The organism is Clostridium sp. (genome assembly GCF_036643715.1).
Classification (GTDB): Bacteria; Bacillota; Clostridia; order Clostridiales; family Clostridiaceae; genus Clostridium.
The window spans coordinates 25,449-39,870 of sequence record NZ_JAVXRL010000029.1; the positions used below are offsets into that span (position 1 = coordinate 25,449).

At 30.6% G+C, this 14,422-nt stretch carries 13 protein-coding genes and 1 rRNA gene; 11 read left to right on the top strand and 3 right to left on the bottom strand.

What is annotated here, in order from left to right:
- The first annotated feature begins 85 nt into the window (after positions 1-85).
- The 6 genes from RSF37_RS09610 to RSF37_RS09635 all read left to right on the top strand — a co-directional run bounded on the left by RSF37_RS09610 (position 86) and on the right by RSF37_RS09635 (position 6,528).
- Complete coding sequence (locus tag RSF37_RS09610) at positions 86-757, top strand: MgtC/SapB family protein (RefSeq protein WP_332564194.1); 672 nt, start codon at positions 86-88, stop codon at positions 755-757.
- Between the two features lie 29 nt (positions 758-786).
- Complete coding sequence (locus RSF37_RS09615) at positions 787-1,509, top strand: glycerophosphodiester phosphodiesterase (RefSeq protein ID WP_332564195.1); 723 nt, start codon at positions 787-789, stop codon at positions 1,507-1,509.
- A 31-nt stretch (positions 1,510-1,540) separates the two neighbouring features.
- Positions 1,541-2,830, top strand: coding sequence for an MFS transporter (locus tag RSF37_RS09620; protein ID WP_332564196.1), 1,290 nt, complete (start codon positions 1,541-1,543; stop codon positions 2,828-2,830).
- Between the two features lie 150 nt (positions 2,831-2,980).
- Positions 2,981-5,065, top strand: coding sequence for an elongation factor G (fusA, locus tag RSF37_RS09625; RefSeq protein ID WP_332564197.1), 2,085 nt, complete (start codon positions 2,981-2,983; stop codon positions 5,063-5,065).
- Positions 5,066-5,214: 149 nt separating this feature from the next.
- Positions 5,215-5,451, top strand: a complete 237-nt coding sequence (locus RSF37_RS09630; RefSeq protein WP_332564198.1) for a hypothetical protein — start codon at positions 5,215-5,217, stop codon at positions 5,449-5,451.
- A gap of 126 nt (positions 5,452-5,577) precedes the next feature.
- Positions 5,578-6,528, top strand: coding sequence for an ROK family protein (locus RSF37_RS09635; RefSeq protein ID WP_332564199.1), 951 nt, complete (start codon positions 5,578-5,580; stop codon positions 6,526-6,528).
- Positions 6,529-6,581: 53 nt separating this feature from the next.
- Here the strand turns inward: RSF37_RS09635 and RSF37_RS09640 are convergent, their stop codons facing one another.
- Entirely contained in the window at positions 6,582-8,228 is a 1,647-nt protein-coding gene (locus RSF37_RS09640) for a PTS transporter subunit EIIC (RefSeq protein WP_332564200.1), read from the bottom strand.
- Positions 8,229-8,676: 448 nt separating this feature from the next.
- Between RSF37_RS09640 and licT the strand changes: the two genes are divergently transcribed.
- From licT to RSF37_RS09660, 4 genes are all read left to right on the top strand, one after another.
- The gene (licT, locus tag RSF37_RS09645) at positions 8,677-9,504 is read left to right on the top strand and encodes a BglG family transcription antiterminator LicT (protein WP_332564201.1); all 828 of its coding nucleotides are present in this window, start codon (positions 8,677-8,679) and stop codon (positions 9,502-9,504) included.
- A gap of 26 nt (positions 9,505-9,530) precedes the next feature.
- Positions 9,531-10,154, top strand: a complete 624-nt coding sequence (locus RSF37_RS09650) for a histidine phosphatase family protein (RefSeq protein ID WP_332564202.1) — start codon at positions 9,531-9,533, stop codon at positions 10,152-10,154.
- Positions 10,155-10,532: 378 nt separating this feature from the next.
- Complete coding sequence (locus RSF37_RS09655; protein ID WP_332564203.1) at positions 10,533-11,762, top strand: competence/damage-inducible protein A; 1,230 nt, start codon at positions 10,533-10,535, stop codon at positions 11,760-11,762.
- A gap of 167 nt (positions 11,763-11,929) precedes the next feature.
- The gene (locus RSF37_RS09660; RefSeq protein WP_332564204.1) at positions 11,930-12,868 is read left to right on the top strand and encodes a CPBP family intramembrane glutamic endopeptidase; all 939 of its coding nucleotides are present in this window, start codon (positions 11,930-11,932) and stop codon (positions 12,866-12,868) included.
- Between the two features lie 39 nt (positions 12,869-12,907).
- Here the strand turns inward: RSF37_RS09660 and RSF37_RS09665 are convergent, their stop codons facing one another.
- Both RSF37_RS09665 and RSF37_RS09670 read right to left on the bottom strand, forming a co-directional pair.
- The gene (locus RSF37_RS09665) at positions 12,908-13,348 is read right to left on the bottom strand and encodes a hypothetical protein (protein WP_332564205.1); all 441 of its coding nucleotides are present in this window, start codon (positions 13,346-13,348) and stop codon (positions 12,908-12,910) included.
- A gap of 53 nt (positions 13,349-13,401) precedes the next feature.
- Entirely contained in the window at positions 13,402-14,127 is a 726-nt protein-coding gene (locus RSF37_RS09670; protein ID WP_332564206.1) for an NAD-dependent protein deacylase, read from the bottom strand.
- Between the two features lie 116 nt (positions 14,128-14,243).
- Here RSF37_RS09670 and rrf point away from each other — a divergent pair.
- Positions 14,244-14,360, top strand: a 5S ribosomal RNA gene (gene rrf, locus RSF37_RS09675).
- Positions 14,361-14,422: the final 62 nt, after the last annotated feature.

A 14,422-nucleotide genomic window follows, 5' to 3' on the forward strand; every position in this document is an offset into this window, starting at 1 on the left:
AGAGTTTTAGAGAAAGTCCTACTTGAAATTGATTATATAAATTTTGAGTAGGATTTTTTTATGCTTAATTAGGAAAGGAGCAACAGTGGAACAGGCATTAGATTTTTTCTTTAGAATAATAATAGCTGGGGTACTAGCTGGATTTATTGGTTTAGAAAGAGAGATGAATTCCAAGGAAGCTGGTTTTAGAACTCATTTTTTGGTAGGGGTAGGAAGTGCACTTCTTATGGTCGTATCAAAATATGGATTCAGTGATGTATTATATTCTACAGGATTTAAGCTAGATCCAAGTAGAGTAGCAGCACAAGTTGTAAGTGGAATAAGTTTTCTTGGGGCAGGAACTATATTTTTAGAGAAGAAAGTTGTAAAGGGACTTACTACAGCAGCTGGTATATGGACAACAGCAGCTATCGGACTTGCGGTAGGCGCTGGAATGTACTTAGTTGGTATATTATCTACTTTTATAGTATTGATAGTACTTGAAGTACTACAGAGACTTTCAAGGCTACATTTTCTAAAAGCTTTTGATGTAACTATCAAATTATCGAGTTATCCAAATGAGGAAATAATGAATATATTATCTGATGATAATTTTTCAATATCAAGATTAAAAACGGATAAATGTATGGAAGAATCAAGTTTTATATATTGTATTGAATTTGTTATTAAAACAAAGGAGCGTATTGCAACTACAGAAATAGCAAACAAAATTTATACTGTAGACAATGTGATTTCGGTAGATATAGAAAATGTATAATAAAATTTAATATTACAGGAGGAGTTATTATGAAAAAAACATTAAATATTGCACATAGAGGTTTAAGTGGATTATATCCTGAAAATACAATGTTAGCATTTGAGAAAGCAGTTGAGATAGGTTGTGATGGAATCGAGACTGATGTTCAGCTTACAAAAGATGGAGTACCAGTTATATGTCATGATGAGGAAGTTGATAGAACAACTAATTCAACAGGATTAATTTGTGAATATACATATGACGACCTTATGAATTTAGATGCAGGTATTAAATTCGGAGAACAATTTAAAGGCCTTAAAATACCAACACTTAGAGAGTTTTTAGAGTATGTAAAAGATAAAGATATTGTTATAAATTTAGAAATCAAAAACAGTATAATTCATTATGAAAATATTGAGAAAATAACTTATGATTTAATAGAAGAATTTAAAATGGAAGATAAGGTTATAGTTTCATCCTTTGACCATTATTCAATAAGAAAATGTATAAGACTAAATAGAAAAGTAAAGACAGGATTGCTATATTGGGATTGTATATTTGAACCATTTAACTATGTACAAATGGTAGGTGCAGATGCTCTTCATCCAGAGTACAACAGTATAACAGAAGAAATAGTTACAAGATCTCATGATAATAACTTAGAAGTAAATGTTTATACAGTTAATTCTAAAGAAGATATGAAAAAGATGATTGACTTAAAAGTAGATGCAATCATAACAAATTATCCTAACGTATTAAAAGAATTATTATAAATAATTAACTGAAGCGGGAGATGAGATACAAATGAAGAATAATAATGCAAAAAAATGGATTACCTTATTAGTACTATGTGCTGGGGGTGGGGTAATTTACAGACTACCTTATTTAAGAGAGGTATTTTATATACCAATGCAAAATGCCTTTCATTTAACTAATTTCCAAATGGGATTTTTAACTAGTATGTATGGAATAGTTAACTTTTTACTATACATACCAGGTGGAGTTATAGCAGATAAATTTTCTTACAAAATATTGGTACCGTTTTCTTTGATATCAACAGGTCTCTTAGGATTTTGGTATGCAACAATACCATCATATACAGTGTGTCTTATAATAAATGCCGCATGGGCAGTAACAACAGTATTTACTTTCTGGCCAACAATGGTTAAAGCTGTTAGAATGCTTGGCGATAGTTCAGAACAAGGTAAATTATTCGGATTCTTAGAAGGTGGAAGAGGAGTTGCATCAACAATAGTTTCTTTCATAGCTCTATGGATGTTATCACAATTTGGTGAAGGATTATTTGGGATTAAAGCAATAATAATATTTTATTCAATAACACTTATAGTTATAGGGATAGTAGCATACTTTTTACTTGATGATTCTGAAGAAGAAAGAGAAAAGGATCATGAAGCAAAGGATGCAATAATAAGCGGAATTAAAAAAGTAGTTAAAATGCCAGAAGTTTGGCTTGCAGCAGCATTAGTATTTACAACATATGCAGCATTCTCTGGACTTGCATTCTTAACACCATTTGTAACAGATATATTTAAAATGTCTGTAACAGTTGGAGCATTTATAGGAATAATTAGAAGTTATGTAATTATGTCATTAGCACCACCATTAGCTGGGGTTGTGGCAGATAAAATGAAATCAACAATAAAATTTATGATATATGGTTTTATACTATCAATAATATTTACAGCAGTATATATTATAATACCAGGAAGAGAATCATTTATAGTACCAGTTCTTATTAATATGTTAGTACTATCAATTGTACTTCTTGGAATGAAAGGTGTATTCTTTGCTCCTTTAGATGAAATTAGAGTACCAAGAAAATACACAGGTATTGCAGCAGGTATTGTTTCATTCATTGGATATGTTCCAGATATGTTTGTAAATTCATATTACGGTTCATTACTTGATAAATATCCAGGCATGGGAGGATATAAGTTAATATTCATCTCTATGATTGTATTATGTGCAATTGGATTAGCATGTGGTGTAGTACTTTATCGTATGGTTTACAATAAAAGAAAGCATGTAGAAGTAGAAGAAGTAATAGAAGAAGATGTTATGAAAAGTGCATAATAAAACTAAATAAGATAAATTATTAGATGGGTTGTATCAAATAGATTTAATGTAATAAATTAATTTGATACAGCCCATTTTTATTCTAAATCACCTTTAACTTTCATAGAAATTACTATGAGAGTTTTTGAAAGGTGAGTGAACATTTTAATGAAAGATTATAATATAAAGAATTTAAGAAATGTTGGATTTATAGGTCACGGGGCAACGGGCAAAACATCTCTAGTAGAATCATTATTATACAATGCAAACGTAATCACAAGAATAGGAAAGATAGAGGATGGAACAACCGTATGTGATTATGATGAAGAAGAGAAAAGAAGAGGGATATCAATTGGTGCATCAATAGCACCACTAGAGTGGAATGATACAAAAATAAACTTAGTTGATATACCAGGATACTTTGACTTTGAGTTTGAAGGTGTTCAAGGAATGAGAGCTGTTGATGTTGCAACTATTGTTGTATGTGGAGTATCAGGAGTTCAAGTTGGAACAGAAAAGGCGTTTGATTATTGTAATAAAATAAAATTACCAAGGGCATTCTTTATTAATAAACTAGATAGAGAAAACTCAAGCTTTGATAAAACATTAAATGAATTAAAAGAAAAGTTTGGTATAAGTGTTGTTCCTATACAATATCCAATAGGAAAAGAAGGGGATTTTAAAGGGGTAATTAATGTAATTTCAAATAGAGCAAGAATATATAATGAAATAACAAAGAAAATGGAAATAACAAATATTCCAGAGGACCTTGTAGAAAAAGTTAATAATTGTAAAGAGATGATAATAGAAGCTGTTGCTGAAACTGATGAAGAACTTTTAGATAAATATTTCAGTGAAGGCACATTAAGTGATGAAGAAATATATAAAGGGTTAATTAATGGTTGCTCAATTGGAGAAATATCACCTGTAATGTGTGGAAGTGCTATTAAGTGTATAGGAATGAATTGTCTTCTAGAAGATATAGTTGAGTGTTTCCCATCACCAGAACTTTCAATTGCACAGAAAGCTACTAACTCTAAAAATGAGGAGGAATATATTTGCTTATCAGAAGATAATCCATTTTCAGCCTTCGTATTTAAGACAATAGCAGATCCTTTTGTTGGTAAGATGTCTTTATTTAGAGTAATTACAGGGAAGCTAAAAAATGATATGCCAGTAGTAAATGTAAATAAAGATAAAAGAGAGAAACTTTCTAATATATTCTTTATAAGAGGAAAGAATCAAATTCCAACAGATGAAATAGTAGCTGGAGATATAGGTGGAGTATCAAAGCTTCAGTTTACAGAAACAGGAGATACATTAGCAGAGGGTAACTTTAAAATAGTATATGATAAGCTTAATTTTAAAGAGCCTGCAATGTCGATGGCAATTCTTCCAAAGGCAAAAGGTGACGAAGATAAAATATCAGGCGCTCTTAATAAATTATTAGATGAAGATAAAGCTTTCAAAATTGAAAGAGATACAGAAAATGCAGAACTTATAATATCAGGTTACGGAGAAACTCACTTAGAAGTTATCGCAAGTAAGATTAAAAATAAATTTGGTGCAGAAGTAATATTACGAGAGCCAAAGATTCCATATAGAGAGACAATAAAAGGTAGTGCAGATGTTCAAGGAAAGCATAAAAAACAATCAGGTGGACATGGGCAGTATGGAGATGTAAAGATTAAATTTGAAAGAAGACATGATGGTGATGATACTTTAGAATTTGTAGATAAAGTAGTTGGAGGAGTTGTACCAAGAAACTTTATACCAGCGGTTGAAAAAGGCCTTAAAGATTGTATAAAGCATGGAGTACTTGCATCTTATCCAGTGATAGGACTTAAAGCAACACTTCATGATGGATCATATCATCCAGTAGACTCATCAGAAATGGCATTTAAGATAGCAACATCAATAGCGTACAAAAAAGGACTTGAAGGTGCAAATCCTATATTATTAGAACCTATAATGAAAGTGGAAATTATAATACCAAATGATTATATGGGGGATGTAATAGGTGACATTAATAAAAAGCGTGGAAGAATAATTGGAATGGAACCAGAAAAGGAAAAGCAAAAAGTAATATGTGAAGTTCCTCTTTCAGAAATGTTTAAATACTCAACAGATTTAAGATCAATAACACAAGCTAGAGGGGAGTATAGTATGACTTTCGAGAGATATGAAGAAGTTCCAATACTTGAAGCTTCAAAAATAATAGAGAAAACCAATAAAGAAAGATTAGAAGAGTAAAAATAGATTTGGAGTCATAATATTCTTATACAGGTATTATGATTCCAATCTTTTAAAAAAATACAATAAAAAAATAATAATTTGAAAAATAATACATATACTATATATAGATAAAAAAGAGTATTTTCATTTTGATTGGAGGAAGAAGTATGTCTGATTATAGAATGGATATAAGAGGTGTCATTGGGCTTAGTGAATATAGTAATATTTATGATTACTTATGTGTAGTAGATAAGGAAGATAAATTCACAATATCTATAGATAGAGAAGATGAAGATAGTATACATACAATAAATTCAATGCTTAAGGACAATAAGTTTATTGTTGATGAAAATGGGTATGATAAAAATGGTAAATACTACATAAATGCACACAGATATGGATAAAATTTAAAATACAATTAAAAAAACTGCAATAAGGACTTTATTAATTCTATAAATATATTAAAATAGAATAGTAAGTCCTATTTTTATATGGAATTATATAATATAAATACATAAATGGAGGTTTATATGAATAAGTACGTAGTTGGTGTAGATTTAGGTGGTACTAAAATTAGTACTGCACTTGCAGATTGTGAAGGAAATGTTTTAGCACAAAGCATTATCCCAACAAATGCACATGAAGGCGAAGAGAGAGTTTTAGAGAGAATAATAAAAAGTATTCAATCAGTTATGAGCGAGGGAGACGCAGGTTGTGAAGAGGTAGTAGCAATAGGTATAGGTTCTCCAGGACCATTAGACTCACAAAAAGGAATAATAATTAAGACTCCAAACTTACCATTTACTAATTTCAATTTAGTAAGACCATTAGAAGAAAAATTCAAAGTACCTGTATTCTTAGATAATGATGCAAATGTTGCAGCAATTGGAGAGTATATGTTAGGCGCAGGACGTGGAAAAAGAAACATGGTTTACTTCACAGTAAGTACTGGTGTTGGTGGAGGAGCTATTTTAGATGGAAATATTTATAGAGGAAATACTTCTAATGCTTTAGAAATCGGTCACATGACAGTAGCACCATTTGGACCAAGATGTGGTTGTGGTAATATTGGATGCTTAGAAGCAGTAGCATCAGGAACAGCTATTGGTAAAAGAGGAAGAGAAGCTGTATTAAGTAAAGTAGATACTTCTCTTAAAGAATTTGAAAATGTTACTTCATACGAAGTATTTAAAGAAGCTGAAAAAGGTGATGCTGTTGCTAAGGATATAATAGAAGAAGCATTAAATTATTTAGGAATTGGAATAGCAAATGCTATTGCAATATTCGATCCAGAGATGGTAGTTATAGGCGGAGGAGTTTCAAAGGCTGGAGATATAGTTTTTGAAAGAGTACGTCAAGTTGTAAATAAGAGATGTTTTAAATCAATGGCAGATGCTTGTACTATAGTCCCAGCAGGACTAGGAACAGATGCAGGAGTTATTGGTGCAGTTGCATTAGCACTTTTAGAAGTAAATCAATAATATAAAAAAGGCTACCCCAGTTAATTAAAACTGGGGTAGCCTTTTATTGTTATTTAGTTATTATCTAATATTGTGTTAATTTCGTTTTTGTAAGAATTTGCTTTAGCACCGAATATTGCTTGGATACCGTTTCCTACTTCAACAACTCCAGCAGCACCTAAGTCTTTAAGAGCTTGTTTATCAACGATTGATTTGTCTTTAACTTCAACCCTAAGTCTAGTTATACAAGCATCAACACTAACTATATTTGATTCTCCACCTAAAGCTTCTAAAACAAATGGAGCTTTTTCTACTATTTCATCACCTTTATTATTTCCTTGGAAGTCTTTCTTAGTGAATAATTTAGTATCTTTTTCGCCAGCATCTCTACCAGGAGTCTTTAAGTTGAACTTCTTTATCATGAATGAGAATAAGAAGTAGTAAACAACTGCGTATACAAGACCTACTAATATAACCATTATCCATTGTGTTGGAACTCCTGCACCAGCTGGAAGTAATCCGAATAATGAGAAGTCTATGAATCCACCTGAGAATGTCATACCGATGAATACGTTAAGTATGTCCATTAACATGAATGATAAACCTGCAAGTAAGCAGTGAACTCCGTATAATACTGGAGCAACAAATAAGAATGTGAATTCTATTGGTTCTGTTATACCAGTTAAGAATGATGTTACACCAGCAGCTAGTAGAAGTGATCCAACAACCTTTCTTTTAGTTGGGTGAGCACATCTGTACATTGCAAATGCAGCAGCAGGAAGACCAAACATCATGAATGGGAATTTACCTGCCATAAATCTTGTTGTACCTGAAACTATGTTAGCCATTGTTTCGCTTGAAGCACCAACTAAATCAGTCATGCTTGATAATTGAGCAAAGTATGCTGTGTTAGCACCAGCTATAACTTGTTGAGTTCCATCTATTATAACGTTAGCTTCAACAAATGATCCAAACCAGAATGGAGTGTAGAATACGTGGTGTAATCCGAATGGGATTAAGGCTCTTTCAATAACTCCATAGAAGAAAGTACCGATAGCACCAGCATTTTTAACTAATTCAGCAATAGCTGAAATACCATTTTGAACTACTGGCCAAGCGAATGCAAGTCCAGCTCCAACTAAAGCCATAACTAAAGCTGTTATTATAGGAACAAATCTTGATCCTGAGAAGAAACCTATAACTTGAGGTAATTCAATGTTATAGAATTTATTGTGTAACATTGCAGTAACAATACCTGTTATAATACCACCGAATACTGACATGTTAAGAGTAAATATACCAACGCTAGTTGTAACGTATGTTCCAAATTCACCAACACTGTCAGGAGTAATAACACCTAATTGTGTATAGCCTAAAGCTAAAAGTGTTGAAATAACTTGGTTCATAACTATGAATCCGAATACTGAAGCAAGAGCAGCAGTACCTTTATCTTTGTTAGCAAGTCCAACTGCAACCCCTACAGCAAATAGTATTGGAAGGTTACCGAATATAATATCACCAATATTTTTCATTATAGTTAAAATTGCAGTAACAACTGGAACATTTACAAAAGCAATAAGCGGTTCATATACTGCAGGTGGATTTTGAAGTCCTGAAATACCAAGTAATGCACCACCGACACCTAGTAAAATACCTGCGATTGGTAGAGCGGCAATTGGAAGCATGATAGCTTTACCGATTCTTTGTAACGTTTGTAACATTTATAATTCCTCCTTTAAAATAAGTCTTAATAAATAAATTTTTGATAATTGCAAAGTCTTTAGTGTATTTTAGGTAACAAAAAAGACTTAAATATTTATAAATCAATTTAATTAATGTAATTTAGGATATAGTTCCTGTAACATTAATGATTTACATATATTTAAGTCTTGCCTAATGAAATAGTAGCAATCTTTTAATTTTTACTTAGAGTGGATTGCCTAATTTAATAGTAACAAACCTTGCAGCTAAGCTTAAGTAAATGTTATCATAGGTAAAATATACTGTCAATATAAAATATTAAAATTATTTAAATTTATTTAAAAAAATGATAATATTATAAGTACAAAAGATAAATTGTTCGACAGATATGGGGAAATGACTTAAAAAATATAGTGAAATTGAACTTTAAGTAGATAAAATACTTAATAAGAGAGGGATAAAAAAAGTATGATTATTAATAAGATACTTAATAATAATGTTGTAACGGTTTTAATAAAAAGTGAAGAAGCAGTAGTGATGGGTAGAGGTATAGGGTTCCAAAAGAAAAGTGGAGATTTTATCGATGACAGCAAAGTTGAAAAGGTATTTAAGATGGAAAATGAGCAAAGTAATGAAAAGTTAAAGCAGCTTATGTTACAAACACCACCAGAATACTTGAGTATAACTAAAGAAATAGTTGGAATAGCAGAGTCAGAACTTCAAACAGAACTTGGAGAATTTGTATACATACTGCTAACAGATCACTTATACTTTGCAGTTATGAGAGAAACTGAAAATATAAGGATTGAAAATCCAATGGCGCTTGAAGTTAAAAATTTATACAGAAAAGAATTTAATGTAGGGCTTAAAGCTTTAGATATTGTAGAGGAATATACAGGTGTTAGGCTTTCAGAAAGTGAAGCAACATTTATTGCACTACACATTTTAAATGCAGCGTTAAATGAAGATATAGCTAATACTATGAATATAACCGTTTTAACTAATAAGATATTAAGCATAATTAAGAAATATTTCAATATAGAATTTGATGAAGAATCTTTAGATTATACAAGACTTATTACACATTTGAAATTTTTTGCTCAAAGAATCTTTAAGAGGGAGCAAATTGAAGATGATGATACTGAACTTTACGAAATTATTTCAAAGAGGTATAGTGAAGAGAGAAAATGTATTAATAAAATTGAAAAATACATTAAGAAGCAATTTAGTTATACATTATCAAATCAAGAAATACTTTATTTAATAATGCACATAAGAAGATTTAGAAAAAACTAGTTATAAAAGATTAGGAGAGAAAAGATATGACAACAATATACTTAACAAGACATGGTCAAACTGAATGGAACATTGAAAAAAGACTTCAAGGACATGGTAATTCACCTCTAACAGCTTATGGAATAGATAGAGCTAAAGAATTATCAAAAAGAATTGAAGAACTTCATATAGATTCTATATACACAAGTCCTATTGAAAGAGCTTATAAAACAGCTTGTTTACTAAAAGGAAATAAAGAAGTAGAAATAAAGACACATGATGGTCTTAAAGAGATGAATTTTGGTGACTATGAAGGTAGAATAACTGAAGAAGTTATGATGGAAAATCCAAAGTGGGATATTAATGCGATTATGAAAGGTAACTTGGACATGAGAGCACCAAAAGGTGAAACTCTAAGAGAAGTTAGAAATAGAGTTAAAGAAACTATGGAAGAAATAATTGCAGAAAATGAAGGTAAGACTATATTAGTTGTTGCCCATGGCATTACTTTAAAAGCTATAATGGCGTTTTTTGAGAATGAAGAAAAAGATAATGAAGTAATGGGACAAGCGACTCTTACAAAAGTAGTTAAAGACGGAGACGTATTTAAGATAGAATTTAAAAATGATGGAAGTCATTTCACAGAAGTAAGTGAAAAACAGGGATGGTAAATTAATCTAGGAATAAAAGAAGTCAGCATAGCATATAGTAATTGTATAGAGATATCAATGAGTTTGAAAAAAGGGAAGATGAATAAATTCTCTTCTCTCATACATATTTATAAAATGCTTGAGTTGTATAATTAAGTATTTTATAAAATACCCATGCAATTAACTCTGTGTAATGAGAGGAAGGATTTTTTATATAAACTATCCCTAGGTTTCCTTTGTACCTAGGGATAGTAACATAAAAAATTTAGTTGTGACTTTAATGATTAGGATGGAGGTATAAACTTTAACAAAAAGTTTTGCCCCCATCCTTATTATTTATGGAAAATATAGTATATAATAAAATATATAAAAATTTATAATGAGTGAGAAGGGATATTAATGAAGTGTGAAATATTAGCAGTAGGGACAGAAATACTTTTAGGAGATATTTTAAATACTAATGCAAGATTCTTATCAAGGGAACTTGCCAATTTAGGTATAGACGTTCACTACCATGAAGCTGTAGGAGATAATAAAGATAGAATACTTGGATGCTTAAAGGAATCTTTTAATAGAAGTGACATAATAATAACTACTGGAGGTCTTGGACCAACTAAAGATGATATGACTAAAGAATTAGTATCAGAATTTTTAGGAATGGATATGTGTCTTCATGAGGATAGTTTAAAAAATATAGAAGACTATTTTAAAAGAATTGGAAAAGTTCCAGTAAAGAGTAATGAAAAGCAAGCTTATTTTCCGAAAGAGGCAATAATATTAGAAAATAATAATGGTACAGCACCAGGAGCAATTTTCGAAAAAGATGGTAAGGCAATAATAGTACTCCCAGGTCCTCCAAAAGAAATGGAGCTGATGTTTAATGAAAGCGTTAGACCATACTTAGAAAAGCTTACAGGATATACAATAGTATCAGAAATTATTAGAGTTTTTGGAATTGGTGAAAGCGAAGCAGAAAACAGGCTTCAAGATTTAATAGATAATGGGGTAAATCCAACTATAGCACCTTATGCAAAAGAAGGAGAAGTTACTTTTAGAATAACAGCTAAAGGAAACAGTGAAGAGGAAACTAAAAAGTTAATAAAGCCATTAAAGGATGAAGTTTATAAAAGATTTGGAAATTTAATATATAATATAGGCGATACAAGTATACAAGAAACTGTTAGTCAAATCCTTGTTAATAAAAATATGACAATAGGTGTTGCAGAATCTTGTACAGGAGGATTATTATCAGCAAAGCTTATAGAATATGCTGGTATTTCAAGCGTATTTTTAGAAGGAGCTGTTACTTATTCAAATGAAGCTAAGATTAGAACTTTAAAAGTTAAAAAAGAAACATTAGATAAGTTTGGTGCAGTAAGTGAAGAAACTGCTAGCGAAATGGCAGAAGGAATAGCAAAAAGAGCAGGAGCTAGAATTGGAGTTTCAACAACGGGAATTGCAGGACCTGGTGGTGGGACTTTAGATAAGCCGGTGGGGCTTGTTTACATTGGGATATATATAGATGGAAATGTTAAAGTTGAGAGACATGTATTTGCAGGTGACAGAAATTCTGTAAGAAATAAAGCATGTATGACAGCTTTAAATATGATAAGAAAAAGCTTATTATAGAAATGAAAAATCCCTCTATGATCAAAGTTTGAGCATAAGAGGGATTATTCCTGTATATAAATAAAATGGGGGAGAGGCGATTAATTAATGAAGCAAATAGCCTCAGTAAATAGTATCTCCGAATGAACATAAAAATATACTTGTATAATTTAAAAAGGGAGGGAATTATGAAAAGAATTTTTAGAGGAAATATGTATTTTCTAATAGTATTAATATTAGAAATTTTTTCGCCATATATATTATTTCCAATATACAAGGCAATAGGAATAAAAGATATTAGAATAATATTATTTTTAAACCATATGATAAACTTTATAATACCAGCGATTATATATGTAATAGTTACTAAATGTAATGTTAAAGAGACCTTTAGATTGAATAAGATACCTTTTAAGGAGTTAATACTAGTAATTGTATTAGGATTTGTATGCATTCCCATAATGAATTTCTTTGGTCTTTTAAGTAGTATGTTTTTTGAGAATAACGTAGGTAACTTAATGACGTCAATTGTAGGAACACCATATATAGTTTTACTTTTATTAATTGCTGTTATGCCAGCTATTACAGAAGAGATAACATTAAGAGGGATAGTTTTATCAGGTTATGATGGAAAGAGTAAGTTTGAATCTGCTTTAATAGTTGGATTATTTTTTGGAATATTCCACTTAGATGCTCAGCAGTTTTTATATGCTACAGTTTTAGGATTCATACTAGCTTATGTAGTTAGAGCTACAGGTAGTATATATTCATCTATGATAATGCATTTTGTATTAAATGGATCTTCTATAACTATTCAAAAACTTAGTATATTACAAGATCCTACAGTTCTTGAACAAGCTAGTGATGTTTCCATTAAAACATTAACTTTTTCAGAAAAGTTTGTATTACTTCAAGCAGGACTAGCTATGATGATATTTGCAGGGGTAATAGCATTTATTATTATTCAGAAATTAAATAATTTAGGTAAGGCACGGGGAGTAAGACAAATACCAAGGGGACTTTGTAAATTAGATGGTGAAGTTGTACCATCAAAGGAAAGAATAATTGATATACCATTTATAGTTATAGTATCAATTTATATTATCACGATGCTACTTAGAATATAAGAAAGAGCCATATATAATTTTTAAATTATATATGGCTCTTTAATTTTTATTAGTTACTGTAGTTGAATCACCATAGAAATAGGAAAATGAAGTTTTATTAACCCATCCTCTACAATTGATAGTAGTATCTAAAGGAAGAGAAATATAGTACCAATCATCATTATTTATGGTTGCTTTATCTAAAATTTTAACTTCCATCTTTATGTCAGTAATGTTTATTAACTGAGATGATGGAATTGGGGATATAAATACATTAGATTTTTCATTAATTATCCCCATAGAAGAAGTGGGAACACTAAATAAAATATCTAACTTTTTTCCGCTAGCATATGAATTATACTTTGGTACTTGTTTGCGAAGTCTATCAACATGGTTATTTGCTATTAACAGTTGCTTTTTTAATGCATATAATTTACCTTCATAGGACATTACAAGAAAAGCCACAGCTGCAGCTAATATTAAAAATATAATATATTTCAAAATGTGCTCCTAAAAATTACTGTACAATATAATATATTTTTAATACTTAAGAATTATTCAACCACTTTAGATAATACTTCACCTATTTTTTCATTTATGCAAAGAGTTGCCAAATGATCGTATTGTGTACTGCTTTTATTAATAAGAATTAAGTTTTTCCCTTTAAAGTATCTAATTAATGATGCAGCAGGATATACAACTAATGATGTACCACCGATTATTAAAGTATCTGCATTACTAATAGCTTTAATTGATTCATTTAAAACATTATTATCAAGAGGTTCTTCATATAATACAACATCAGGTTTAACTATTGATCCACATTCAGTGCATTTAGGAACGCCAGTAGATTCAAGAATAAATTCTAATGGATAAAATTTATTGCAGTTAGTGCAATAGTTTCTGTGTACTGAACCATGAAGTTCGTAAACTCTTTTGCTTCCGGCAGCTTGATGAAGTCCATCTATATTCTGAGTGATAACTGCTTTTAATTTGCCCATCTCTTCAAGCTTAGCAAGTGCAATATGGCCTTTGTTAGGTTTTGCTTCTGTATAAATCATTTTAGTTCTATAAAAGTTGTAAAACTGTTCTGTATGATCAAAGAAGAAGCTATGGCTAAGTATTTGCTCTGGTGAAATGCTTAATTTGTTTTTATCATTATAAAGTCCACCAGAAGATCTAAAGTCAGGTATTCCAGATTCCGTTGACATACCGGCTCCTCCAAAGAACACTATATTATTACTATTTTTTATTATTTCTCGTAAATTTTCTATACTCATAAAAACATCTCCAAATTATATTTATTAATTTTATTATGTCACAAGTAATTAGAAAAATAAAATTTTTAAAAAAAGTATTTGACAGTTAAAATAAGATTTATTATAATATGATTGTATCTAGTGATGATGGCATAGAGGAAACACTCCTTTCCATTCCGAACAGGAAAGTTAAGCTCTATAGCGTCGATGGTACTGCATGGGTGACTGTGTGGGAGAGTAGAACGTTGCCAGGTCCAGTAAGGTTTACTAGCTCATTCGGTAGAGCACTTGACTTTTAATCAAGGTGTACCGGGTT